At 69.3% G+C, this 24902-nt stretch carries 24 protein-coding genes, 1 tRNA gene and 1 riboswitch; of the genes, 12 read left to right on the top strand and 13 right to left on the bottom strand.

Annotated elements, in window-relative coordinates:
- Positions 1–291 precede the first annotated feature (291 nt).
- Together JJL56_RS25090 and ccoG are read left to right on the top strand one after the other, a co-directional pair.
- The gene (locus JJL56_RS25090) at positions 292–1740 is read left to right on the top strand and encodes an aminotransferase-like domain-containing protein (protein WP_200486731.1); all 1449 of its coding nucleotides are present in this window, start codon (positions 292–294) and stop codon (positions 1738–1740) included.
- A 188-nt stretch (positions 1741–1928) separates the two neighbouring features.
- A complete protein-coding gene (gene ccoG, locus JJL56_RS25085) occupies positions 1929–3428 on the top strand; it encodes a cytochrome c oxidase accessory protein CcoG (RefSeq protein ID WP_200486730.1) in 1500 nt (499 codons plus the stop codon).
- Between the two features lie 138 nt (positions 3429–3566).
- On the opposite strand, the gene JJL56_RS25080 is transcribed toward ccoG, so the two are convergent.
- Positions 3567–4169, bottom strand: a complete 603-nt coding sequence (locus tag JJL56_RS25080) for a 2-hydroxychromene-2-carboxylate isomerase (protein ID WP_145628259.1) — start codon at positions 4167–4169, stop codon at positions 3567–3569.
- An 84-nt stretch (positions 4170–4253) separates the two neighbouring features.
- On the bottom strand, positions 4254–4967 hold the full coding sequence (locus tag JJL56_RS25075) for a response regulator (protein WP_145628257.1): 714 nt from the start codon (positions 4965–4967) through the stop codon (positions 4254–4256).
- Between the two features lie 230 nt (positions 4968–5197).
- On the opposite strand from JJL56_RS25075, the gene JJL56_RS25070 reads away from it, so the two are divergent.
- Positions 5198–5383, top strand: a complete 186-nt coding sequence (locus JJL56_RS25070) for a hypothetical protein (RefSeq protein WP_094304168.1) — start codon at positions 5198–5200, stop codon at positions 5381–5383.
- Positions 5384–5401: 18 nt separating this feature from the next.
- Here JJL56_RS25070 and JJL56_RS33750 read toward each other — a convergent pair whose 3' ends face one another.
- A complete protein-coding gene (locus tag JJL56_RS33750) occupies positions 5402–5815 on the bottom strand; it encodes a Rid family hydrolase (RefSeq protein WP_145628255.1) in 414 nt (137 codons plus the stop codon).
- A gap of 243 nt (positions 5816–6058) precedes the next feature.
- Here JJL56_RS33750 and JJL56_RS25060 point away from each other — a divergent pair, with 243 nt between their 5' ends.
- Positions 6059–8164: a DUF4139 domain-containing protein gene (locus JJL56_RS25060; protein ID WP_200486729.1), complete on the top strand. Its 2106-nt coding sequence runs from the start codon at positions 6059–6061 to the stop codon at positions 8162–8164.
- Between the two features lie 16 nt (positions 8165–8180).
- Here JJL56_RS25060 and JJL56_RS25055 read toward each other — a convergent pair whose 3' ends face one another.
- From JJL56_RS25055 to mgtE, 7 genes are all read right to left on the bottom strand, one after another.
- Complete coding sequence (locus JJL56_RS25055) at positions 8181–8879, bottom strand: NnrU family protein (RefSeq protein WP_200486728.1); 699 nt, start codon at positions 8877–8879, stop codon at positions 8181–8183.
- Positions 8880–8906: 27 nt separating this feature from the next.
- Positions 8907–9380, bottom strand: coding sequence for a hypothetical protein (locus JJL56_RS25050; RefSeq protein ID WP_200486727.1), 474 nt, complete (start codon positions 9378–9380; stop codon positions 8907–8909).
- A gap of 38 nt (positions 9381–9418) precedes the next feature.
- The gene (locus JJL56_RS25045) at positions 9419–9862 is read right to left on the bottom strand and encodes a PaaI family thioesterase (RefSeq protein WP_014199887.1); all 444 of its coding nucleotides are present in this window, start codon (positions 9860–9862) and stop codon (positions 9419–9421) included.
- A gap of 50 nt (positions 9863–9912) precedes the next feature.
- Positions 9913–10683 (bottom strand): thiazole synthase, encoded by a 771-nt coding sequence (gene thiG / locus JJL56_RS25040; protein ID WP_200486726.1) that lies wholly within the window; start codon positions 10681–10683, stop codon positions 9913–9915.
- A 45-nt stretch (positions 10684–10728) separates the two neighbouring features.
- Entirely contained in the window at positions 10729–10938 is a 210-nt protein-coding gene (gene thiS / locus JJL56_RS25035; RefSeq protein WP_145628245.1) for a sulfur carrier protein ThiS, read from the bottom strand.
- Entirely contained in the window at positions 10935–12053 is a 1119-nt protein-coding gene (thiO, locus tag JJL56_RS25030) for a glycine oxidase ThiO (RefSeq protein ID WP_425599146.1), read from the bottom strand. The genes thiS and thiO overlap by 4 nt, the downstream gene beginning before the upstream one ends.
- A 42-nt stretch (positions 12054–12095) precedes the next feature.
- Positions 12096–12199, bottom strand: a riboswitch (TPP riboswitch).
- 46 nt (positions 12200–12245) lie between these two features.
- Positions 12246–13685, bottom strand: a complete 1440-nt coding sequence (mgtE, locus tag JJL56_RS25025; protein ID WP_145628241.1) for a magnesium transporter — start codon at positions 13683–13685, stop codon at positions 12246–12248.
- A 296-nt stretch (positions 13686–13981) separates the two neighbouring features.
- On the opposite strand from mgtE, the gene JJL56_RS25020 reads away from it, so the two are divergent.
- Complete coding sequence (locus tag JJL56_RS25020; protein WP_014199893.1) at positions 13982–14284, top strand: STAS domain-containing protein; 303 nt, start codon at positions 13982–13984, stop codon at positions 14282–14284.
- 148 nt (positions 14285–14432) lie between these two features.
- Here the strand turns inward: JJL56_RS25020 and JJL56_RS25015 are convergent.
- Positions 14433–14519, bottom strand: a tRNA-Leu gene (locus JJL56_RS25015).
- Between the two features lie 125 nt (positions 14520–14644).
- On the opposite strand from JJL56_RS25015, the gene lipB reads away from it, so the two are divergent.
- Positions 14645–15373 carry a lipoyl(octanoyl) transferase LipB gene (gene lipB / locus JJL56_RS25010; protein ID WP_211111971.1) on the top strand — a complete coding sequence of 243 codons (729 nt, stop codon included), beginning with the start codon at positions 14645–14647 and terminating at the stop codon, positions 15371–15373.
- A 3-nt stretch (positions 15374–15376) separates the two neighbouring features.
- On the opposite strand, the gene JJL56_RS25005 is transcribed toward lipB, so the two are convergent.
- Both JJL56_RS25005 and JJL56_RS25000 read right to left on the bottom strand, forming a co-directional pair.
- Positions 15377–15835 carry a hypothetical protein gene (locus tag JJL56_RS25005; protein WP_247891240.1) on the bottom strand — a complete coding sequence of 153 codons (459 nt, stop codon included), beginning with the start codon at positions 15833–15835 and terminating at the stop codon, positions 15377–15379.
- Positions 15836–15969: 134 nt separating this feature from the next.
- A complete protein-coding gene (locus JJL56_RS25000; RefSeq protein ID WP_200486724.1) occupies positions 15970–17409 on the bottom strand; it encodes an aldehyde dehydrogenase family protein in 1440 nt (479 codons plus the stop codon).
- 327 nt (positions 17410–17736) lie between these two features.
- Between JJL56_RS25000 and JJL56_RS24995 the strand changes: the two genes are divergently transcribed.
- The 6 genes from JJL56_RS24995 to argE all read left to right on the top strand — a co-directional run bounded on the left by JJL56_RS24995 (position 17737) and on the right by argE (position 24642).
- Positions 17737–19353, top strand: a complete 1617-nt coding sequence (locus tag JJL56_RS24995; protein ID WP_345772639.1) for an ABC transporter substrate-binding protein — start codon at positions 17737–17739, stop codon at positions 19351–19353.
- A 212-nt stretch (positions 19354–19565) separates the two neighbouring features.
- The gene (locus tag JJL56_RS24990) at positions 19566–20543 is read left to right on the top strand and encodes an ABC transporter permease (RefSeq protein WP_145628233.1); all 978 of its coding nucleotides are present in this window, start codon (positions 19566–19568) and stop codon (positions 20541–20543) included.
- Positions 20540–21442 (top strand): ABC transporter permease, encoded by a 903-nt coding sequence (locus JJL56_RS24985; RefSeq protein ID WP_200486722.1) that lies wholly within the window; start codon positions 20540–20542, stop codon positions 21440–21442. Before JJL56_RS24990 ends, JJL56_RS24985 begins: the two co-directional genes overlap by 4 nt.
- 13 nt (positions 21443–21455) lie before the next feature.
- Positions 21456–22445 (top strand): ABC transporter ATP-binding protein, encoded by a 990-nt coding sequence (locus JJL56_RS24980; protein ID WP_200486721.1) that lies wholly within the window; start codon positions 21456–21458, stop codon positions 22443–22445.
- Positions 22442–23449 carry an ABC transporter ATP-binding protein gene (locus JJL56_RS24975; RefSeq protein WP_200486720.1) on the top strand — a complete coding sequence of 336 codons (1008 nt, stop codon included), beginning with the start codon at positions 22442–22444 and terminating at the stop codon, positions 23447–23449. The genes JJL56_RS24980 and JJL56_RS24975 overlap by 4 nt, the downstream gene beginning before the upstream one ends.
- Entirely contained in the window at positions 23446–24642 is a 1197-nt protein-coding gene (gene argE, locus JJL56_RS24970; RefSeq protein ID WP_200486719.1) for an acetylornithine deacetylase, read from the top strand. The genes JJL56_RS24975 and argE overlap by 4 nt, the downstream gene beginning before the upstream one ends.
- The last annotated feature ends 260 nt before the right edge of the window (positions 24643–24902 follow it).

Below are 24902 nucleotides of genomic sequence, written 5' to 3'. Positions count from 1 at the left end.
ATATTAGTATGCTTCCTCTTGTGTTCAAGCGTTGTGGGCCGCCGTTGCGGCGGCCGGTGCGACGTCCTGGACGTTTCCTCCCTAGACTCGAAGGCCATCGGGGTCCACCCCGGTGGCCTTTTTTCTGCGCACGCTTTGGCTGCGGAGTCTGTTGTCCAGGGCGGAACACCCCGCGATGAACGAGGGGCCTGGCGCGGCCGGTGGAACATTCCCGACGCGCATATTGACAATCCATACAATGCCGGGCCTAATGTCTGGAAGGGAACGCCCCGCCTCCCTGCAAGGATCGCCATGCCGCCGCTTCCCACCCCCCAAACCGCCGCGCACCCCATCGACTGGGCGCCCTCTCTGGAGGACCGCAGCCGCCCCGTCTACATCGCCATCGCGGACGCCATCGCGGCGGACATCGGGGCGGGGCGGCTGAGGCCCGGCGACCGGCTGCCGCCGCAACGGATTCTGGCGGACCGGCTGGGCATCGACTTCACCACCGTCAGCCGCGCCTATGGGGAGGCGCGCCACCGCGGGCTGGTCGACGCGCGCGTTGGACAAGGCACCTTCGTGCGCAAGACGGGCCATGTTCCCCCGCCCTTCGCCGCGGAGCCGCACACCACCGCGAGTGCGGTGCCGCTGGCCGTCAGCATGGCGATGAACCAGCCGCCGCAGCCGGAGGACTCCGCCGTCCTGACCGCCCGCATGAATCGCGGCGTCGCCGCGGCCACCGCGGCCTTGGGATTGCCGGACCTGCTGCGCTACCCGGACGGGGCCGACAGCCCGGATGACCGGGGGGCGGCCGTCCTCTGGCTGCGCCACCGCCTGCCCGGCCTGACGGCGGAGCGGGTGCTGGTGGCGCCCGGCACGCAGGCCGCCCTGCTCGCCCTGCTCTCCGCCCTGGCCCGCCCCGGCGACACGGTCTGCGCGGAGGCGTTGACCTATCCCGGCTTCCGCGCCGCCGCGGCGCAGCTCGGGCTGCGGGTGGTCGGCGTGCCGATGGACGCCGACGGCATCGACCCCGACGCGCTGCGCGCCGCGCTCGCCGAGCACCGGCCCAAAGCGCTCTACTGCATTCCGACCTTCCACAACCCGACCACCGCGACCATGCCGGAGGAACGGCGGCGGGCGGTCGCGGCGGCGGTGCGCGACCACGGCGTGCCGATCATCGAGGACGACATCTACGGCCCGCTGCCGGAAACGACGGCACCGCCGCTGGCCGCCTTCGCGCCGGAGTTGACCTACCACGTCGCCGGGCTTGCCAAATGCGTGTCCCCGGCGCTGCGCATCGCCTATGTGGCGGCGCCCGACGCCCGGCAGGCCCGCCGGGTGGCGGTGGCGCAGCGGGCGACCACGCTGATCGCCGCCCCCCTGTCCGCCGCCATCGCCCGGCGGTGGATCGCCGACGGCACCGCCGAGGCCGTGCGCGATGCCATCCGGGCGGAGGCCATGGCCCGCCGGTCGCTCGCCGAATCGCTCCTGCCGGCGGAGCGGATCGTCACCAAGCGCGAGGCCTTCCATCTCTGGCTCACCCTGCCGGACGGCTGGACCGGCGGGGAGTTCACCGCCCATCTGCGCGGCCGGGGAATCTCGGCGGTGGCCGCGGAGGCCTTCGCCACCACCCCGGACGTGCCCGCGGCCCTGCGCTTCTGCCTGGGCGCCCCGCTGGACCGCGACGAGACCCGCCGCGCGCTGGAGATCCTGGCCGACGCCCTGGTCATGCCCCCCGCCACCGCGGGCGTCATCATCTGAGGCCATCAAAGCCTGCTTCAGAGTGTCGCATTGCTGGGATCGCCTCCCGAAGAATCAGGGTTTTCCATACACAGCCTTCATTGAATGCAGTCAATCACGCTTGCGATGTCGGTGATTGAAGGCATACAGTCGGCGCCATGCCGCAGGCCACCGCTCGGGTGGTGCGGATGTTTGCGCAGAGGCACGCCATGCAGAATCTCGCCCGCTCGTCCAGCCTTCCCCCGCCGCCCTCCGCTCCGGCCCCGTCCACCCCGGCTTCTTCCGCCCCGGCTCCGTTCTACGCGCCGCACCAGAAGATCTACCCGAAGGCAGCGCGCGGTCGGTTCCGCCGCATCAAGTCGGCATTGATGGTGGGCCTGCTGGCGCTGTTCATGCTGCTGCCCTGGCTGCGCTGGGACCGCGGCGTCGGCCTGCCGAACCAGGCGATCCTGTTCGATCTGGACAGCCAGCGTTTCTACCTGTTCGCCCTCGAACTCTGGCCGCAGCACATCTACTACCTGACGGGCGCGATGATCCTCGCGGCGGTCGGCCTGTTCCTGGCGACCGCGCTGGCCGGCCGCGTCTGGTGCGGCTACACTTGCCCGCAGACGGTGTGGACCGACCTCTACGTGAAGGTGGAGGAGTGGATCGAGGGCGACCGCGGCGCCCGCATCCGGCTGGACAACGGTCCGCGCAACGCCGGCTGGCTGGCCAAGAAGGCGGCCAAACACGCGGTCTGGCTGCTGATCGCCCTGGCGACCGGGGCCTCGGCCCTGTTCTACTTCGTGGACGCGCCGGGCTACGTCGCGGATCTGCTGCGCTTTCAGCCGGGGCCGGTGGCGACCGGCTGGATTCTGTTCATGACCGCCTCCACTTACGCCATGGCCGGCTTCATGCGGGAGCAGATGTGCGTCTATGTCTGCCCCTGGCCGCGCATCCAGGCCGCCCTGCTGGACGATGAGAGCCTCACCGTCACCTATCAGGACTGGCGCGGCGACGGTCGCGCACCGCTGCGCAAGGAGCAGAGCTGGGCGGAGCGCTCCGCAGAGGGGCTCGGCGACTGCATTGACTGCAGGGCCTGCGTCCAGGTCTGCCCGACTGGGATCGACATCCGCGACGGCCTGCAAATGGACTGCATCAGCTGCGGCCTGTGCATCGACGCCTGCGACGACGTGATGGGCCGCATCGGGCGGCCCGGCGGGCTGATCCGCTACGACACCCAGGCCGCCCAGGAGGCCAAGGCGGTGGCCCGCAAGCCGGAGCCCTACCGGCTGGTCCGCCCGCGCACCATCATCTATTCGCTGGTGATGCTGGTGGTCGGCGGGATGATGACGCTGGGCGTGCTGCTGGAGCCGACGGTGGACGTCTCCGTCCTGCGCGACCGGGCGCCGCTCTACGTCACCCTGTCCGACGGCGCCGTCCAGAACAGCTACACCGTCAAGATCTCCAACATGACCCGCGCCCCGCAGAGCTACCGCCTGACCGTCTCGGGTCCGCGCGGCGCCACGGTGACGGCGGTCGGCGGCGCGGCTTCCGATGGCGCAGCACCGGTGCTGGGCGCCGAACCCGACACGGTGCAGACCCACCGCGTCCATGTCCGTGCCCCGGCGGGTGCCGCGGCGGCCGGCTCCACGCCGCTGACCCTCACCCTGACCCGTCTGTCGGACGGGGTGGTCCATCAGGCCGAGACGGTGTTCCTCGCTCCCTGACCCGCCTTACAACGGACCGTCGCGGTCGCGGCGGTCCCGCGGGGCGGTGTGGCCGATGATGGCGCCACCGCCGGTCCCGATGGCAGGACTTTCAACCGCCCTTCCCCAACAGGCGTGTGGGCGGGCGTCTCGGCGGGCTTACCAGCCGCCCGTGCTCAGCCAGCGGTCCACCATGTCCAGACGGTCCCAGCCCCAGAAGGGCTCGTCGTCGACAATGACGAAGGGCGACCCGAAGACGCCGCGGTCCACCGCGGCGTCGTTCTCGGCGCGCAGGCGGTCCTTGACCGTCTGGTCCTGGAGGGCCGCGGCCACCGCCGCCCGGTCGTGGCCGAGCGTGCCGGCGATCTCCACCACCGTTTCGGCGGGGCCGATGTCGCGCCCCTCCCCCCAATGGGCGTGGTAGAGGGTGCGGGCCAGCAGCTTGGCCTGCTCGGGATGCTCGTCGGTCAGCCAGTAGAAGGCGCGCGAGGCGGCGACGCTGTTGGCGGGGGCCGAATCGGGGTAGGTGAAGGGCGCGTTGGTCAGCCGGGCGATCCGGCCCACGTCATGGACCAGATACTCGCCGCGCAACGGCTGCTGGAGATTCGGCTTCATCCCCGTCACCTTGAAGATGGCGCCGAGCAGGATCGGGCGCCAGATGACGGTGCGGCCATGCGCCGCAGCCAGCTCCTCGATGCGGCGGCTGGCGAAATAGCCGTAAGGCGAGGCGAAATCGAAATAGAAATCGATGGGGTCAGCCATCGGCGGTTCCTCCCGGTTCTGCTTTTCCGGAAAGGCTAGCGCGCGCCGAAGGTTCCGTCCAGCCGTCGACGGCTGGACGGGACTCTAGACCGCCTTCACCTTGGCGTCGAAAACGTAGCCGGCGCCGCGCTCGGTCTTGATGATGCGCGGCTCCTTCGGATTCGCCTCGATCTTGCGGCGCAGGCGCAGGATCAGCACGTCGATGGAACGGTCGAACACCTCCGCCCCGTCGGCGCGGGTCAGGTCCAGAAGCTGGTCGCGGGTCAGCACGCGCTGCGGGCGCTTCACGAAGGCGGCCAGCAGGCCGAACTCCGCCTTGGTCAGTTCCACCTCGCGTCCGTCCTGGCTGCGCAGGCGCTGGGCGGTCAGGTCCAGTTCCCAATTGGCGAACTGCACGACGGCGCGCAGGTCGTCGGGGCTGCGCGGCGGGCGCCCCTCGCCGGAGACGCGGCGAAGCACGGCCTTGATGCGGGCCAATAATTCGCGCGGGTTGAACGGCTTGGTCAGATAATCGTCGGCGCCCAGCTCCAGCCCGACGATGCGGTCCACGTCCTGGTCCTTCGACGACAGGATGATGACGGGGATGTGCGATTCGGTCCGGATCTGGCGGACCAGCCCCAGCCCGTCGCCGTCGGGAAGCCGCAGGTCGCAGACCACCAGATCGACGGGGTCGCTCTCCAACGCCCTCTTCGCCGCGGCCGTGTCCGGTGCGGTGGTCACGCGGTAGCCTTCCGAAGCCAGATAGGACTCCAGAAGTTCGCGCACCGGCTCATCGTCATCGACCGCGAGAATGTGCATGGCCGTTACCTCCCGTCCTCTTCATAGCTCACCGCCATGGGTGCACGCAATCGGTTACAAGCCCGTAACAGGCACTCGTCGCGCGACCGATGGGTGAATCGGCTGAAACATCCTGCCGTGCGATCGAAACGAAAAAGCCGGTTTCCTGAAATCACGCGGTCATCACAGGTTGGTTTATTCCTCTCAGCCGCGAGGCGAAAGGCAAAAGCCCGCACCAAAGGGGAATGACGATGCTCGTGCTCGACCAATGCCTGGAACGGATGGCTCATCTCGACCGCGCCGACCGCCTGCTGAACGAGGTGCGCGTCTACAACAGCCGCCTGCCGATCCGCGAAGCGTTGGCCCAGCACCGCGCGCTGCTGAGCGAGGCCCGCCGCCACATCGAATCGGCGCGCACGCTGGTCGGCGAGCCATGAACCGGAGACGCGAAACGCTCAACAGCGCGCGGTGACCTCGATCTCGATCCTCATGCGCGGATCGGCCAGCGGGCAGACCATGGTCGTGCCAAGGGGCGGGCGGTCGTGGAATTCCTCCGCCAGGATCGGCTGAACCTTTGGGAAGTCGGCGGCATCCGCCAGATAGACCCGCATCCGCACCACGTCCGACAAATCCGCTTCCGACCGCCGCAGCATCCTGCGGATGTTGCGCAAAGTCTGGCGTGCCTGCTCCTCCACGTCGCCAGCCATCCTCCGGCGCTCCGCATCGAAGCCGGAGGTGCCGGACACGAACACCCACCGTCGTTCCGCTGCGTCCGCGACCCCTGCCGCGACGCCTGTCACGAGGGCCCGCGCGCCGTCCCCCCGCCAGCCGCCGGCCACCCCTTCGGCTCCGCTCCCGCCAAGATCCATGGCGCTTCCATCCCTTATTGTTCGTATTCTTTATAGTCAGCAAAACCGACCTGGCGCCTTTATGTCACAGAGCGCCGAACCCGCACAAAGCCTGACCGGCGGCGGCTCCGCGGCATGTCGGCGCGGTTCGCGTCTTCCCGCCCGCCCAAATCTTTCCCAAATGAAAGCGTAAGCCGGGCCAATCAGTCGGGCCCAGTCAATCGGGCCGGGAACGCCCAATCGTCCATAACGGGAGAAACCCGCATGTCCGGGATCACGAAAGCCGCCCTCTTCACCCTTGCCGTGCCGCTGCTGGCCGCGCCCGCCTTCGCAGCGGAGCAGACGTCGGGAGCGCTGGCGCTGAAGCGGGTGCTGCTGTCCACCGGCGGCGTCGGCTATTTCGAGCATGAGGCGCGCGTTTCCGGCGACGCGGCGCTGACCCTGGAGGTGCGCCGCGACCAAGTGGACGATGTCCTGAAGAGCATCGTGGTCTACGACGACCGCGGCGGCATCGGCACGGTGGACCTGCCGGGGCAGGAGCCGCTGGAGACCGCCTTCCGCGAGCTGCCCTTCACGCCGGAGGATCTCGCCTCCCCCGCCGCCCTTCTGAACGCCATGAAGGGGGCGGAGGTGCAGACCAGCGGGTCCCGCGCGGTGTCGGGCCGGCTGCTCTCGGTGACGGAGGAATACACCCAGCTTCCCAACGGCGGCGGCACCGTCACCCGCAACCGAGTCAGCCTGATGACGGCGGAGGGGCTGCGCCAGCTCGTTCTGGAGGAAACCGACTCCCTGCGCTTCGCCGACCCGCAGGTACAGGCGCAGCTCGACTCAGCCCTGGCCGCCGTCGCCGGGTCGGCGGGCAAGGAGCGGCGGCGCCTTACCATCCGCACCACCGCCCCGCAGGCGGACGCGGGTGCGGAGCGGACCGTGCGCGTCGCCTATGTGGTCGCCGCCCCGCTGTGGAAGGCGACCTACCGCCTGACCCTGCCCGAATCGGCGAATGGAACCGAGGGCGGCACCGGCGACCTGCAGGGCTGGGCCGTGTTGGAGAATCTCAGCGGCGACGACTGGAAGGGGGTGGAGCTGTCGGTGGCGTCGGGCAACCCGGTGACCTTCCGGCAGGCGCTCTACTCCGCCTATTTCGTGAATCGCCCGGAGGTGCCGGTGGAAGTTCTGGGCCGCGTCCTGCCTCCTCCCGACGAGGGGGCCGTGGCCGCCGACGCGATGGCGAAGGCCATGGAACCGGCCGTCCGTTCGCGCGCCGCCGCGGAGTCCGGCGCCCCGACCGCCATGGCCGCACCGCCCGCCCCCGCTCCGGCGCCGGCCATGAGCGCGCCCTTCGCCGGAGCGATGCCCCAGCGCGCGGCGGAGACCACCCCCGCCGAAAGCACGGAGGCGACGGCGCAGGTGCTGTTCCGCTACCCGCAGCCGGTGACCCTGGCGAACGGCGGCACGATGATGATGCCGATCACCGCCCGCGCCATCCCGGCGGAGCGGCTGTCGCTCTACCAGCCCAACACCCAGCCGCGCCACCCGCTGGCCGCGCTGCGCCTCAGCAACGGCGACTCGGGCGAGACCGGCCTGCCGCCGGGCGTGCTGACGCTCTACGAACGGCTGGGCGGAGCCGCTGCCTATGTGGGCGACGCGCGGCTGGCCACGCTTCCGGCGGGCGAGAGCCGCATCCTCAGCTTCGCGGTGGATCAGGCGGTGACGGTTGACCGCTCCGAGCAGCCCAGCCGCACCCTGTCCCGCGCCACCCTGGCCGACGGGGTGCTGCAACTGACCGTGACCGACCGCCAGACCACCACCTACCGGATCGCCGGTGCGGCGGGCGAGGATCGCACGGTCATCGTCGAGCATCCGCGGCGTTCCGGCTGGGAGATGGTGCAGCCCACCGGTGGGGCGGCTCCCGACCTGACCGCCGACGCCTACCGCCTGCCCGTGGCGGTGCCCGCCGGCCAGACGGTCACCTTGGCCGTCGCGCTGGAGCGCCCGCGGATCGAACGGTTCGGCCTCTCGGAAATGTCGCCGGAGCAGGTGCGGGCCTACGCCTCCTCCACGGAGCTGCCGGCCGCGGCGCGCGAGGCCCTGGCGAAGGTCGCGACCCTGCGCGGCGCCGTCGCCGACAAGGAGCGCCGCGTCGCCGACCTGGAGCGCGAGCAGGCGGAGATCGGCAAGGAGCAGGAGCGGCTGCGCCAGAATCTCGCCACGCTGCCGCGCGACAGCGACCTGTTCAAGCGGACCATCGCCAAGATGGGCGAGCAGGAAACCCGCCTGGACGGGCTGTCCCGCGAGCTGGCCACCGCCCGCAAGGAGGCCGACACCGCCCGCAACACGCTGCGCGATCAGGTGCGCGGCATGACCTTCTGACGGTGAAGAGGCACCGTCACCAGGGCAGCGGCGACACGCCGAACAGCATCCGGTGCAGGTGCAGCAGACCGCCATAGAGCAGCAGAGCCACCGCCGGGCGCCACCAGCCGATCTCCTTCCAGACGAGGCTTTGGCGCCCGGCCAGGATCGCCGCGAAAGGCAGGTTGGAGGTGCGCGCGGCGTAGCGGTCCCAATCCGCCCCCAGCCGCCGCGCCAGCTTCGCGTCGATCAGGACGCTTCCGCCCAGCGCCAGCAGGGCGAGCGTGCCGAACAGGATCAGCGAGCCGAGATCCCCGTTCGGCACCATATGGGCGACCGCCCACAACCCGACGCCCCACAGGAACGGGTTGCGCGTCACCCGCAGGATGCCGCGGACCGGCTCCCGGTCACCGGTCAGCAGCGTCTCCTGCCCGACCGAGGTCGGATTCGGGGTGGAAAGGCCGGCGACGAGCAGGAACAGCGCCACCGGCACCAGCAGGACCGGCACCCAGGCCAGCCCGCCGGCGGGCGGCCACACCGGCACATAGGGCGCCCCGTTGTAGGCCGCCACCAGCCACCAGAAGGCCAGCGCCGCGATCAGCGAATAGAGGCCGAGATAGGGCTTCTCGCCCAGTCGTCCGACCAGCGCCGCGCGCAACGGCGTGCTGGAAATGCCGAAATGCGTCAGCAGCAGGAACAGCCCCGCGGCGGACAGATGGGCGATGGTGCCGGTCATGCGCTGCCTCGCTTCCTACAGCCCTCGTCAGGCGCCCTTTTCCAGCGTGGTGCCGCTGCAGTAGGCCCAATCGTCGCTGTGCAGACCGAAGAACAGGGCCACCGGCTGCTTGCCGGAGCGGTCGATCACCACACGGAAGCGGTTGCCGGTGCAGGCCCCCGCCGCCTGCTTCTGGTAGGGCAGCTTGACGCTCTTCGACGTCAGGCAGGAATCCGCGGCCTTGGGCGGGGTGGCCGACGCGTCGATGCGCTTGCCGTTCAGCACCATGTAGTAGTTGGTGGCCTGCCCGCCCTTCACCTCGGCCTTCACCTCGATCTTGCCGAATCGGGACTTGTAGAGGCCGGCGTCGGTTTCCCCGTCCGGTGCGCCGGGGGCGATGGCGCGGAAGGACACGGCGGCGCAGGCCGGCGGCTCCTTCTTCTGGGCGAAGGCCGGCTGGGCCAGGATGAGGGTGACGGCGCCCGCGACCAATGCGGCACCGAAAAGACGCGACAGCGGCATGCGAACCTCCTGGATCGGATGGAAGGGGTTGGGGCGGGTCAGGCGGGGGCCTGGCAGAACAGGGTCTGCTGCATGATGGCGCAGTCCTTCTCCACCCCGCCGTCGAGCATCGAAATCTCGACGCTGGTGACGGTCAGGGTGCGGCCCGGCTTCAACACGCGGGCGCGGGCAATCATCACCTCGCCCTTGGCCGGCGACATCAGGTTGACCTTGAACTCCACCGCCAGGACCTCGCTGCCCGCCGGCATCAGCGTGTAGCCGGCGTAGCCGCCGGCATTGTCGGCCAGCGTGCTGACCATGCCCGCGTGGAAGAAGCCGTGCTGCTGCGTCAGATCGGCGCGGAACGGCAGGCGCATCTCGCAGAAGCCGGGCTCCAGCCGCGTCAGCTCGATCCCCAGCGTCTTGCAGATCGGCTGGCGTTCGAAGCCGGCGCGGCAGCGCGCCTCCCAGTCCGGATCGCGCGGTTCGAAGGTCTTGGGCACGTCTCGGGTCTCTCTGATCGTTTTCGGACGGCCCTTACCCTGCGCCAGCCTTACGTTCCGATCAAGCCGAGCTGCGGGCTCGACGCCTCCGCGAAGCCGCGTTTCGGCATGCGCCCGGCCAGACGGGCCGCCCGCCCCGCCGCGACCGCATCGCGCATCGCCGCCGCCATGCGCACCGGATCGCGCGCCTTCGACACGGCGGTGTTCAGCAGGACGGCGGCGCAGCCCAGCTCCATCGCCAGGGCGGCGTCCGACGCCGTGCCGATTCCGGCGTCCAGGACCACCGGCACCGGGCTGCGCGCGCAGATCGTCTCGATGGCATGCGGGTTGCGGATGCCCAACCCCGAGCCGATGAAGGCCCCCAGCGGCATCACCGCCGCCGCGCCCAGATCGGCGAGCTTGCGGCAGGTCACCGGATCGTCGTTGCAATAGGGCAGAACTGTGAAACCGTCGGCCACCAGCTCCACGGTCGCGCGCAGCAGTTCCTCGACGTCGGGGTAGAGCAGTTCGCGGTCGCCGATGACCTCCAGCTTGATCCAGTCCACGCCCAGCGCCTCGCGGGCGAGCTGCGCGGTCAGCACCGCCTCCTTGGCGGTCAGGCAGCCGGCGGTGTTGGGCAGCAGCCCGGCGCGGTCGCCGATGACGTCGACGAGGCTTTCCGAATAGCCGTCCAGGCTGATGCGCCGGATGGCCAGCGTGACCAAGTCGCTGTCGCTGGCCTCCAGCGCATCCAGCATCACCTGCTGGTTCGGGTAGCCGGCGGTGCCGAGAAACAGGCGCGAGCGGAACTCACGGCCCGCTATGGTGAGCGTGTCGTTCATGGGCTTTTCCTCGATGGTGCGGCCCGCTCTCCGGCGGGCGTGAGGTCAGCCGCCCTGCACGGGGCGGATGATCTCCAGGGCGTCGCCCGCGGACAGGGGCGTCTCGTCCCAGCGGCGGGACGGCAGGACGGCGCCGTTCAGGGCGACGGCGACCCCGCGCGTCCCCGCGACGATTCCCCGCCCGGCCAGCAGGGCGGCGACAGTGGGGGCGGCGAGATCCTCCTCCCGCCCGTTCACGCGGATGCAAGCGCTCATGCCGCGGCTCCCTTTGGCTGCGGGAAGCGGTCGAGCGCGAAGGGACGGATCACCGGATCGGTCTCCCCGGTCAGCACCAGCCGCGCCACCGAATTCGCGGTGATAGGGGTCAGCAGGATGCCGTTGCGGTGATGTCCGGTGGCATAGACCAATCCCTCCACCTCCGAGAGACCGAGGATCGGGGCGTCGTCGCGGGTGCCGGGGCGGAAGCCGGCCCATGCTTCCTCGATGGGCAGTTCGGCGATGCCCGGCAGGGCGCGCCACGCCCCTTCCAGCAGAGCGAACTGGGCCCCGGCGGTCAGCCGGTCGTCGAAGCCGCGCTCCTCCGTCGTGGCGCCGACCAGCAGCCGCCCGTCCAGCCGCGGGATCAGATAGGTGCCGGGAGTCCACACCACATGGCGCAGCAGCGGCAGTCGGGCGTCCATGCGCAGGCAAAGCATCTGGCCCTTCACCGGGCGCACAGGCGGACGCACCGCCGGAGACAGCCCGTCGATCCAGCCCGACCACGCCCCGGCGGCCAGAATCACCCGGTCCGCCTCGACCAGACGGTCGCCGACCTGGACGCCGACGGCGCGGCCGCCGCGGACCTCGATGCGGCTGACCTCGGCATATTCATGGATCGCGGCACCGGCCCGCAAAGCGGCGGTGTGCAGGGCGGCGGCAACCTTGCGGTTGTCCACCTGATGGTCGCCGGCGCAGAACAGCGCGCCGGCCACGCCCGGCTGGAGATAGGGCTCGCGCCGCCGCACCTCCGCCCCGCTCAGCCATTCCACCGGCAGGCCGAGCCTGGTCTGGAACTCGTGCAGGAAGCGCACCTTGGCCGCGTCGTCGGCGTTCAGCGCGATGACCATCGTGCCTTCGCCGCGCAGGTCCACCGCCATGCCGGAGGCGGCCTCCAGTTCCGCCGCGAAGGCGGGCCACAGGTCCTGCGATGCGCGGGTCAGCGGAAGAAGGCTCTCTTCGCCGGGTTCGGTCTCCACACAGGCGGCGAGCATGCCGCCCGCGGCGTGGCTGGCGCCCCGGCCGGCGGCACCACGGTCGAAGACCTCGACCCGGCAGCCGGCGGCGGCCAGCCTCCAGGCGATGGACAGGCCGATCACCCCGGCGCCGATCACGGCGACGGTGGGTTTTGCGGAATCGGAATGAAATAAGGGCGCGGATACCATGCGGCGGCTCCCTTCGCTGGCATTATCCAGACAGGTTCGATGGGTGTGATCTCAGCCGCGCGAGCGCATCCCGCACGGCACCCCAGCCAATGCCCGGATCATCCGGAAGAGGGCCGCCTTTGGCAAGCCCCTTTTCGTTGGTCACAACAACAAAAGCGACGCCAGCCCCAGGAAGGACAGAAATCCGATGACGTCGGTCATGGTGGTCAGGAAGACCGAACTCGCCACCGCCGGATCGACGCCCAGCCGGTCCAGCCCGATGGGAATCAGGACCCCGCACAGCCCGGCGACGAACAGGTTGATGACCATGGCGCAGCCGATGACCAGACCGATCATCGGCTCGAACCACGTCGCGGCGATGGCCCCCACCAGCGTGGCGAAGACGGCGCCGTTGAGCAGCCCGACCAGAACCTCCTTACCCACCACGCGGGGGGCGTTGGAGGACGACAGCTCGCGCGTCGCCAGGGCGCGCACCGCCACGGTCAGCGTCTGGGTCCCGGCGTTGCCACCCATCGAGGCAGTGATCGGCATCAGCACGGCCAGCGCCACGATCTGTTCGATGGTCGCCTCGAACAGCGAAATGACGCCCGCCGCCGCGAAGGCGGTGAACAGGTTCAGCCCCAGCCAGGAAATGCGCGAGCGCGAGGTTTCCAGCACCGAGCGGTAGATGGAGGTGTCGCCGACGCCGCCCAGCTTGCCGATGTCGTCCTCGGCCTCCTCGTCGATGATGTGGACCACATCGTCGACGGTGATGACGCCGATCAGCCGCCCGCCGGCGTCCACCACGGGAGCGGAGACCAGGGCGTATTGGCGGAACAGGTTCGCCACCTCCTCCTGGTCCATGGTGGCGGGGATGGTGTCCACCTCCTCCGTCACCAGATCGGCGATGCGGACCGACCGCTTCTGGCGCAGCAGGCGCGACAGCGGCACCGCGCCGACCACCCGGTGCATCGGATCGACAACGAAGATGTCGTAGAAGTCCTCCGGCAACTCGTCGGTGGCGGCGCGGACATAGTCGATGGTCTTGCCCACCGTCCAGAACTGGGGCACCGCCACCAGATCGCGCTGCATCAGGCGGCCGGCGGTGTATTCGTCGTAGGTCAGGTTCTCCTGGACCAGCGCGCGGTCGGCCGCCGGCAGATTCTCCAGCACCTCGCGCCGGGTGTCCTCGTCCAGGTCCTCGATGACGTCGACGGCGTCGTCGGTGTCCAGCTCCGCGACGGCGGCGGCCAGTTCCTTCGGCTCGAACAGCTCGACGATCTCTTCGCGGAGATCGGGGTTGAGATAGCTCAGCACCTCGCCGTCGAAGTCGGGACGCAGGACGCCGACCAGCGCCTCCCGGTCGTCGTGGCCGAGCTGCTCGATCAGGTCGGCGATGTCGGCGGGATGAAGCTTGTCCAGTTCCGCGCGCAGATCGTCGCGCCGTCCGGCGTGCAGACGTTCGACGATCTCCTCCACGAACTCCGGCTCAACACCATAGGCGCGCTCCTCCTCGCCGTCCTCGCGGGGCGGGTCGGGGCGTTCGGCCGGGTGCGGCACATCGTCCTGGATACGTTCCGGTTCCTGGCGGTCGGTGTGCATGGCGGCACCCTCCCTGTACGATGGCAATGCGGCGTGACGGCATGGTCCTGCGATCGGCCGACCATGGCGCACCGGCGTTTGCGGGTTGGTGGAGAGCCCCTGCGGGTTCACGCCGGGGCGCCCACCGAATATAGGTGCGACACCGCTTTGTCCAGCCCGGCGGGCCGTTCCCGGGCCTCCGGCCTTTCGCGCAATGCTTGCGTGGGCTGCGCAATTCGTGCACCCATAATGCCAACGGGGCTTTTCGGCCCGCGCGGACAGCGAAAAACAGACACCACCGGCCAACGGATGTGACGATGGAGTACGCCTACACCGACATCGACGGTCAGGAAGGGATCATGCTGTCGGGGCGTTTCACCTATGACGACAGCCGGAAGTTCCACGATCTGCTGGCGGACTGGGACATCGGCGCGCGGCCCGAGGTGCGGCTGGACCTGCGTTACATGACGTTCCTGGATTCTGCGGCGATCGGCATGCTGTTCGTCCTGGCCAACCGCTGCCGCGATGCGAAGGGGCTGGTGACGGTGCACAATGCGCAACCCTACATTGTTCAGACCATGCGCCGCGTGGCGCTCGACCAGTATGTGGAATTCCGCTGAAGAGGGCAGACCCTGAAAGCGCTGTCCGGATCGGGGCAGCCCGAAATCCAAAGTCGGAAAGCCAAAGTCTGAAAACGAAAAAGCCCGCTGTGGTCCGATGGACCGGCGGGCTTTTCGTTTGTTGCCTGATCCCCCGCTTCAAGGGGGATGGTGCGGTCGAGAAGACTCGAACTTCCACGACATTTCTGCCACAGCGACCTCAACGCTGCGCGTCTACCAATTCCGCCACGACCGCACAAGGCTGGTAGAACCGAGGAGGGAAGTGCTCCCCTCATCGGGTGGAGCGGGGGAATAGCAGATCCCCAACGCCCGATCAAGCGGCGTCTCGCGTTTTTGCCAAAGAAAGTTCATAACGTCGGCATGACCGACCTCACCGCCCCCGTTCCGCCCTCCGCCGATCCCGTTTTCGCCGCCGATGCCGTCCCGGCGCGGGCGGTGGAGTGGCGCATCAGCGACACGCCCGTCCCCTACCCCGACGCTCTGGCCGAGATGGAAGCGCGCGTGGAGGCCATCCGCGCCGGCACCGCGCCGGAGCTGGTCTGGCTGCTCGAACATCCCCCCCTCTACACCGCCGGCACCAGCGCGCGGGAGGAGGACCTGCTGGAGCCGGGCCGCTTCCCCGTCTATCAGGCCGGGCGCGGCGGGCAGTTCACCTATCACGGGCCGGGACAGCGCGTGGCCTATGTCATGCTGGACCTGAAGACCCGCGGCGCCGACATCCGCGCCTTCGTCCACGACCTTGAGGAATGGCTGATCCGCACGCTGGCCGCCTTCAACATCCGCGGCGAACGGCGGGAGGGCCGCGTCGGCATCTGGGTGGACAAGCAGCCCTACGGCGGCGCGCCCGGCCAGGAGGACAAGATCGCCGCGATCGGCGTGCGCGTGCGCCGCTGGGTCAGTTTCCACGGCGTCGCCCTGAACGTGGAGCCGGACCTGTCGCACTTCGCCGGCATCGTCCCCTGCGGCATCAGCGAGCATGGGGTGACCTCCATCGTCGCGCTCGGCCATCTCGTCACCATGGAGGATGTGGACGCCGCCATGATCGCCAGCTTCGCGGAGGTCTTCGGCGGCGGGCCGGAAGGGGAATGAGCCCTACCGCTTCGTCGCTCCGGCGGGCTGCGCGTCGTTCAGGACGCGCACGTCCTCGTTGGTGATCGACACGATGGTGCAGCCGGTGCTGTCGCCGTTGCGGAACAGATAGATCAGCCGGCGGTTCGCCTGCTTTTTCGGATCGTGCAGGTTCAGGCCGTGGCCGAAGGCGACGCCCAGCACCTCGCCCTTGAAGATGGCGCGGTAGCGCAGGGGCATCTGCTCGCGAAACTGGCGGGAGGCACAGGCCTTGCTCAGCTCCTTCTCGAAGGTCCCGGCGTGCCGCCAGTCCTGGGTGGAGCGGATCATCACCCATTGCGGCGGCAGCGGGAACTGGACCACCGGAGGCGAGAGCGGCAGGTCGTAGCCGCCGGGGGGTACCGGCGGCATGTGCCCCGGCTCCGTCCGGTCGAGCGGCCCCTTGGCCCAGGCCGCCCCGGCGCCCAGCGCGCCGAGGATCAAAAGGCTTCGGCCTGCGCCGCACAGGAGCCGGAGCGCTGATTTTAGCCTTTTGCCGCTCATTCCAACCTGTTTGCCCCTTCCCGAAACCCTCCCCCGAAAACCGGGAGAGGGAGCATCGAGCGCCAGTCGGCCCCTTAGGCCGCCGGTTCGCTGCCGTAGACCGACTTGGTCTCCAGGAACTCCTCGAAACCGACCTCACCCCACTCGCGCCCGATGCCGGACTGCTTGTAGCCGCCGAAGGGGGCCGCGAGGTCGATGGAGGCGCCGTTCAGATGCACCATCCCGGTGCGCAGACGCTTCGCCACCGCCCGCGCCTCGTCCACCGTGCCGGCGTAGACATAGCCGGACAGACCATAGAGCGAGTCGTTGGCGCTGCGGATCGCCTCCTCGATATCCTCGTAGGGGCGGATGGTGAGGACCGGGCCGAAGATCTCCTCGCGCATGATGGTCATGCCGTCGGTGGCGCGGCTGAAGACGGTGGGCTTGGCGTAGAAGCCGCGCTCCAGCCCGTCCGGACGGCCCGGACCGCCGCACAGCAGGGTGGCGCCCTCCGCGATGCCGGCCTGGATCAGGCGCTGCACCCGCTCGTACTGGCGCTGGTTGGCGATGGGGCCGACGCCGGTGCGGTCGCCGCGCGGGTCGCCCACCACCAGACGGGCGCAGACCTGGGCGGCGATCGTCTCCGCATCGTCCAGGCGGGAGGCCGGGACGTACATGCGCGACGGCGCGTTGCAGCTCTGCCCGGTGTTGGACATCATCGACCGCACGCCGTGGGTCACCGCCTTGGTCAGGTCGGCGCTCTCGCAGATGATGTTGGCGGACTTGCCGCCCAGCTCCAGCGACACGCGCTTGATGCTGTCGGCGGCGTTGTGGGAGACCGACGCGCCGGCGCGGGTGGAGCCGGTCAGCGACACCATGTCGACCAGCGGGTGCGAGGCCAACACCGGGCCGACCACCGCGCCGTCGCCGTAGAACATGTTGAAGACGCCCGCCGGAACCCCGGCCTCGTGCAGGATCTCGGCGAAGATCCAGGCCGAATAGGGGGCGAACTCGCTGGGCTTCAGCACCATCGTGCAGCCGGTGGCGAGCGCCGGGGCGACCTTGCAGGCGATCTGGTTGATCGGCCAGTTCCACGGCGTGATCATGGCGCACACGCCGACCGGCTCGCGCAGGATGTGGGTGGTGCCGCGGGTCCGCTCGAACGGATACTCGCGGGCGGCCTCCAGGGCCGTCTTGAAATGGGCCAGACCCATGAAGGCCTGCGCCGGCTTGGACAGCGCCGCCAGCGGGGCGCCCATCTCCTCGGTGATAGCGTCGGCCACCTCGTCCATTCGCTTCTCGAAGAGCGCGCAGACGGCGGCCAGAAGCTCCAGCCGCTCGTTCAGGGGGGTGCGGGAAAAGCCGTCGAAGGCGGCGTGGGCCGCGGCCACCGCGCGCTGCGCGTCCTCCGGCCCGCCGAGCGCCACGGTGCCCGACACCTGCTCCGTCGCCGGGTTCAACACCTCCATCACGGTGGCGCCCGCAGCGGGTTCGGTCCAGGCGCCGCCGATGTAGAAGGATTGGCAGGTCTTCATCTCTAATCCCCTTGCTCTCTTCGTTGGCATTTTCGGGTGAAACGATCCTGCCCCGTCAGGCGCCTTTTGCCAAAGCTTTCCATTGGGAAAATCCGGATAGGTCAGAAGACCGGACCCTGTTGACAGTTCAATGGTTTCACGGTCTGATCGTTGAACACATACGTGCCGCCGCCCCATTCGCGGTGAGCCGAACGACAAGAATCGGGCCGCAAGAACCGTGGCCCAAGGGCTGGGAGCCTGCTTTACGGGTACACTTCAAACGTACAATCAGGGGGACGAGGGATGGCCTTACGTGATCGGCATTGGCGTGATCGGCGCCTTGCGGATGTGCTGCGTTCCGGAATCGTCAAACCACTCCTGCCGGCGGCGGCCTGCCTGGCCCTGCTGGCCGCGGCTCCAACGCCGTCGCAGGCCGCCACCCTGACGGTCGGGACCTCGGCGGAGCCGAGCGCCCTCGATCCGCACTACCACAACCTCGGCCCCAACACGCGCGCCCGCAAGCATGTGTTCGAATCGCTGGTCAGCATGGACGCCAAGATGCGGCTCCAGCCCGAACTGGCGGAAAGCTGGCGCGCCGTCGATGAAACCACATGGGAATTCACGCTGCGCAAGGGCGTGAAGTTCCACGACGGCACGGAGTTCACCGCGCAGGATTTCGTCTACACGGTCTGCCGCATCCCGAACGTCGCCAACAGCCCGTCCTCCTTCACCGTCTACACCAAGGGCATCGCGGCCATCGAGACGCCGGACCCGCACACCCTCGTCATCAGGACCGGCAAGCCCTATCCGCTGCTGCCGATGGAGCTGTCGACCTTCGGCATCATCTCCGCCAAGGCGGCGGGCGGCGAGGCGGTGACCTTCGACAAGGCGGGCTGCAAGGCCGATTCCTGGCCGACCACGCAGGCCTTCAACGACGGTTCGCTGATGATCGGCACCGGGCCGTTCAAGCACAAATCCTACACCAAGGGCGACCGGCAGGTGCTGGAGCGCAACCCCGATTACTGGGGGCCGCAGGCCGCGTGGGACACGGTGGTCTTCCGCCCGATCACCAGCGACGGGCCGCGCGTCGCCGCCCTGCTGGCGGGCGACGTGGACATGATCGAATCGCCCCCGGTTCAGGACATCGAACGGCTGAAGTCCGCCCCCAACGTGTCGCTGGCCCAGGCCCAGTCGAACCGCGTGATCTATCTGGCGCTGGGCGTCCAGGACACCCCGCCGACCATCACCGGCACCGACGGCAAGAATCCGCTGAAGGACCTGAAGGTTCGCAAGGCGCTGTCGCTGGCGGTGGACCGCGATGCCATCGTGAAGCGCATCATGATGGGGGTGGCGGAGCCGGCGAACCAGTACCTCCCCGCCGGCTTCTACGGTAACAACCCGGAGGTCACGGTCGCCACCGACGCCAACAAGGCCAAGCAGCTCCTGGCCGAGGCCGGCTATCCCAAGGGCTTCCAGCTCACCCTTGGCACGCCGAACGATCGTTACATCAACGACGACAAGGTGGCCCAGGCGGTCGCCCAGATGTTCACCCGCATCGGCGTGCAGACCCAGGTCGACGCGACCACCGCCAATGTCTTCTTCTCCAAGCGCAACAAGCAGGAATACAGCGTCTTCCTGGCCGGCTGGGGTGCGGATTCGGGCGAGATGTCGTCGCCGCTGAAGGCGCTGATCGCCACGCCGATCAAGGAGAAGGGCTACGGCACCACCAACTACACCAGCTACTCCGACCCGGAGCTGGACGGCATGCTGGACACCGCTCTGGCGACCGTGGACGACGCGAAGCGGGAAAAGCTGCTCCAGGCCGCGGTGAAGCGGGCGGTGGACGCCGACATCATCATCCCGCTGCATTACGAGGTGACGGTCTGGGCGATGAAGAAGGGGCTGAGCTACGAACCGCGCGCCGACCAGTACACGCTGGCGCAGAAGGTGACCCCCGCGAAGTGAGCGTTCATCCCTTCTCCCCTCCGGGGAGAGGGTTAGGGTGAGGGGGTTGCGCGTATTGATGCGTTCGGCAAAAGCGCATCCCCCTCACCGGCTCTCAGCGGATGCCATAGGCATCCGCCTGCCGCCGTCAGCGCTGGCCTTCGGCCAGTGCGAGAGGCCCTCCGGGCTACCCTCTCCTCAGAGGGGAGAGAGTTAAATATTAGCGGAGCGCCATGCTTGTCTTCATCCTCCGGCGGCTGGCGCAGAGCGCGGTCGTCGTGGTGGCGATGTCGGTGCTGGTCTTCGCCGGCATCTTCGCCATCGGCAATCCCATCGACGTGCTCATCAGCCCCGAGGCCGACGAGTTCGAACGCGCTGCCGCCATCGCCCGGCTGGGCCTCGACAAGCCCATGCACGAGCAGTTCCTGCGCTTCGTGGACAGCGCGCTCGGCGGCGACCTCGGCACCAGCTTCGTCCATGGGGTGCCGGCGCTCGGCCTCGTGCTCCAGCGCTTCCCGGCGACGCTGGAACTGGCGCTCTGCGCCATGCTGGTGGCGGTGGTGCTGGGCATCCCGCTGGGGCTGTGGGCCGGGCTGAAACCGGACTCCCTGGCCGGGCGGATCATCATGACCGGCTCGATCCTCGGCTTCTCGCTGCCCACCTTCTGGGTGGGGATGATGCTCATCATGGCCTTCGCGGTGACTCTGGGCTGGCTGCCGGCCGGCGGGCGCGGCGAGACGGCGAGCCTGTTTGGCGTGCCGTGGAGCTTCCTGACCGCCGACGGGCTGGCCCATCTGATCCTGCCTGCCGTCAATCTGGCCCTGTTCAAGCTGTCGCTGGTCATCCGTCTGGCCCGCGCCGGCACGCGGGAGGTCGCCTTGCAGGACTATGTGAAGTTCGCCCGCGCCAAGGGGCTGGCGCCCTCGCGGGTGGTGGGGGTGCACATCCTGAAGAACATCATGATCCCGGTGGTCACCATCCTGGGGCTGGAGTTGGGCAGCGTCATCGCCTTTTCCGTGGTCACCGAAACGGTCTTCGCCTGGCCGGGCATGGGCAAGCTGCTGATCGACAGCATCCTCCAGCTCGACCGGCCGGTGGTGATCGCCTACCTGCTGGTGACGGTGCTGCTGTTCGTCGTCATCAACCTGATCGTCGATCTGGTCTATTCGCTGCTCGACCCGCGAATCCGGCTGGGCGGGGGGCGGGCATGAGCAGCGTCGCGGCCAAGGCCCCGGCGGTCGAGACGCCCTTCCTGCGGCTGGCGCGGGAGTACGCGCGGTCGCGCACGGCGCTGGCCGGGCTGGCGGTGCTGGTCCTGATCGTGCTCGCCGCCCTGCTCGCCCGCTGGGTGGTGCCGCAGGACCCCTACGACCTCGCGCAACTGGACATCCTCGACGGCATGATGGCGCCGGGGGCGCTGGGCGGCGGCGGCTGGACCTATTGGCTGGGCACCGACGACCAGGGGCGCGACATGCTGTCGGCCATCGTCTTCGGCCTGCGCACCAGCCTGCTGGTCGGGGTGGTCGCCACGCTGATCGCGCTCGCCGTCGGGGTGGCGGTCGGGCTGCTCGCCGCCTATGCGGGGGACCGGGTGGACGGGCTGGTCATGCGGCTGGTCGACATCCAGCTGTCCTTCCCGGCGATCCTGATCGCGCTGATCCTGCTGGCCCTGCTGGGCAAGGGGGTGGACAAGGTGATCGTCGCGCTGGCCGCCGTGCAGTGGGCCTACTACGCGCGCACCATCCGCGGCTCCGCCCTGGTGGAGCGGCGCAAGGAGTACATCGAGGCCGCGCAGTGCCTGGCATTGCCCCACCTGCGGATCATGATGCGCCACCTGCTGCCCAACTGCCTGCCGCCGCTGATCGTGGTGGCGACGGTGCAGGTCGCCCACGCCATCGCGCTGGAGGCGACGCTGAGCTTCCTCGGCGTCGGTGTGCCGGTGACCCAGCCGTCGCTGGGGATGCTGATCGCGTCGGGCTACCAGTACATGCTGTCGGGCGATTACTGGGTCAGCCTGTTCCCCGGTCTGGCATTGCTGGTCACCATCGTGGCGATCAATCTGGTCGGGGACCGGCTGCGCGACGTCCTCAACCCACGGCTGAGCCATTGAGGAGGGGCACGCGATGACCGAACCCCTGCTGCGCGTGGACGGGCTGAAGACCCATTTCCTCACCCGCGCCGGCACCGTGAAGGCGGTGGACGGGGTCAGCCTGCGGCTCGACCGCGGTGAGATCCTCGGTCTGGTCGGTGAGTCCGGCTCCGGCAAGTCGGTGACCGGGCAATCCATCCTCGGCCTCGTCGATCCGCCGGGCCGGGTGGTCGGCGGCCGGGTGCTGTTCCAGGGCGAGGATCTGGTGGGCGCCGGGGAGAAGCGGCTGCGTGCCATCCGCGGGCGGCGCATCGCCATGATCTTCCAGGACCCGATGATGACCCTGAACCCGGTGCTGAGCATCGGCACCCAGATGGTCGAGGCCGTGCGCGCGCATGAAAAGGTCAGCCGGGCCGAGGCGTGGGAGCGCTCCCGCCGGGCGCTGGCCCGCGTCGGCATCGCCTCGCCCGACGAGCGGCTGGCGTCCTACCCGCACCAGTTCTCCGGCGGGATGCGCCAGCGCGTGGCCATCGCCATCGCGCTGCTGCACTCCCCGGACCTGATTATCGCCGACGAGCCGACCACCGCGCTCGACGTCACCATCCAGGCGCAGATCCTCTTCGAGGTGCAGAAACTCTGCCGCGAGACGGGGACCGCGTTGATCTGGGTGACCCACGACCTCGCCGTCGTCTCGGCGCTGGCCGACCGGGTGGCGGTGATGTACGCCGGCCGGGTGGTGGAAACCGGGACGGTGGCCGAGATCATTGGCAACCCGCGCCACCCCTACACCCACGGCCTGCTGGAGTCGGTGCCCAGCCGCAACCGGCGCGGCGTGCCGCTGCGCTCCATCCCCGGCATGACGCCCTCCGTCCTCGACCTGCCGGAGGGCTGCGCCTTCCGCCCGCGCTGCGACCGGACCACAGGGGCCTGCACCGTGATGCCGGAGTTGAGCGGCGAGCGGGAGGACCGTGCCTGGCGCTGCTGGAATCCCGTCGGGGCGGAAGCGCGGGGAGACGCCGCATGACCGCTGCTCCCATTGTCGAGTTGGATGGGCTGACCAAGCGCTTCTCGCGCAAACTGGACGTGGTGGAGCGTTTCGCCCGGCGGCTGGGGGCGGCCATCGACGACCGGGCGGTGCAGGCGGTCAGCGGCGTCGACTTGTCCATCGCCGAGGGCGAGGTGGTCGGGCTGGTCGGTGAATCCGGCTGCGGCAAGAGCACGCTGGGCCGCATGGTCGCCGGCATCCTGCCGCCCAGCGCCGGCACCCTGCGCTGGCGCGGCCGCGACCTGCGGGAGCTGCCCCCGGCCGACCGCCACCACGCCAACCTGAAGATCCAGATGGTCTTCCAGGACCCCATGGCCTCGCTCAACCCGCGCCTGCGCGTGGCCGACATCGTCGGGGAGGCGCCGGTGGTCCATGGGCTGGTCCCGCGGCGGGAGGCCGAGGCGTATGTGGCAGCACTCCTGCGGCAGGTCGGGCTGGACCCCGCCTATCTGCGGCGCTACCCGCACCAGTTCTCCGGCGGGCAGAGGCAGCGCATCGGCATCGCCCGCGCGCTGGCGGTGAAGCCGGACGTCCTGGTCTGCGACGAGTCCGTCGCGGCGCTGGACGTTTCGATTCAGGCGCAGATCATCAACCTGTTCATGCGCCTGCGCGAAGAGCTGTCGCTGACCTATCTCTTCATCAGCCACGACCTGGGCGTCGTGGAACACATTTCCGACCGCACCGCGATCATGTATCTTGGACGGATCGTGGAGTTGGCCCCGACACCGGAGCTGTTCGACAAACCCAATCATCCCTATGCCAAGGCGCTGTTGGACGAGGCGCCGCGCGTGTCCGTGGAGAAGCGGCGGTTCGCGCCGATCCGCGGAGAGATTCCATCGCCCCTCGACCCGCCGTCGGGCTGCGCCTTTCACCCGCGCTGCCCGCACGCGATGCCACGTTGTTCGGCGGAACGCCCGGCCCTGCGCGAGATCGCGCCCCGGCGCTGGTCCGCCTGCCATCTGAACGAAACCACAGGTCCATGATGCCCGCACCCGATCCCGCCGGCCCTTCCGCGTGCAGCCCGCGCACGCTGGAGCTGCTGCGCGACCTGATCGCCTTCGACACGACCAGCCGCAACTCCAACCTCGACCTGATCCACTACATCCGCGACCATCTCGCGGCGCTGGGGGTGTCCAGCACGCTGGTGTTCAACGAGGAGCGGACCAAGGCCAACCTCTACGCCACCATCGGCCCGATGGACCGCGGCGGCGTCTGCCTGTCGGGCCACACCGACGTGGTGCCGGTGGACGACCAGGACTGGTCGAGCGATCCCTTCACCCTGACCGAGCGCGACGGCAAGCTGTTCGGGCGCGGCACGGCGGACATGAAGGGCTTCATCGCGGCGGCGCTGGCCATGGCGCCGGACTTCCTGGCCGCCAACCTGACGACGCCGATCCATTACGCCTTCTCCTACGACGAGGAGCTGGGCTGCCTGGGCGTGCCCGGCCTGCTGACCCAGCTCGCCGGGATGGCGGTCAAGCCGCGCCTGTGCATCGTCGGGGAGCCGACGCGGATGCGGGTGATCGTCGGCCACAAGGGCAAGGTGGCGCTGCGCTGCCGCGTCCACGGCCACGCCTGCCATTCCTCGCTCGCCCCGCAGGGGGTGAACGCGGTGGAATACGCGGCGGAGCTGGTGTCCTTCCTGCGCGGCATGGGCCGCCGCTTCGCCGAGCAGGGGCCGTTCGATCACGACTACGACGTGCCCTACACCACAGTGCACACCGGGGTGATGGAGGGCGGCACCGCCCGCAACATCGTCCCGTCCGACGCCTCCTTCGAGTTCGAGATCCGGCATCTGGCCGACCATCCCGTGGCGCCGATGCTGAAGGAATTGCGGGACTTCGCGAAGACCCTGGAGCCGGAGATGCGCGCCGTCCGTCATGACGCCGGCTTCTCCTGGGAAACCCTGTCGGACAGCCCGGCGCTCGACACCCCGCCGGAGTCGGAAGAGGTGACGCTGGTCAAGAACCTCGCGGAGCAGAACGGGCACGGCAAGGTGGCCTTCGGCACGGAGGGGGCGCTGTTCACCAGCATCGCCAACATTCCCGCCGTGGTCTGCGGCCCCGGCGACATCGAGCAGGCCCACAAGCCGGACGAGTATGTGGAGCTGAGCGAACTCGCCCGCGCCGAGCGCTTCCTGCACCGGCTGAAGGACGCCGCACGGGTTGGGGTTTGACCCAAAGGCAGGGTTGTCGCATTTGGCCAATTTAACCCTCTCCCCTCCGGGGAGAGGGTGGCCCGAAGGGCCTCTCGCACTGGCCGAAGGCCAGCGCTGACGGCGGCAGGCGGATGCCTATGGCATCCGCTGAGAGCCGGTGAGGGGGTTGCGCTTTTGCCGGACGGTCCGACACGGGCATCCCCCTCACCCTAACCCTCGAGCTATGTTGGAGATTGGGTGACGGGCCGATCAGGCGGCGTTCTGTGACGCGGCTTCAG

Origin of the sequence: Azospirillum aestuarii (assembly GCF_016632405.1) — a bacterium.
GTDB lineage: Bacteria > Pseudomonadota > Alphaproteobacteria > Azospirillales > Azospirillaceae > Azospirillum > Azospirillum aestuarii.
Note: the sequence above shows the minus strand (reverse complement) of the source record. Positions and strands in the feature narration are given on the sequence as shown.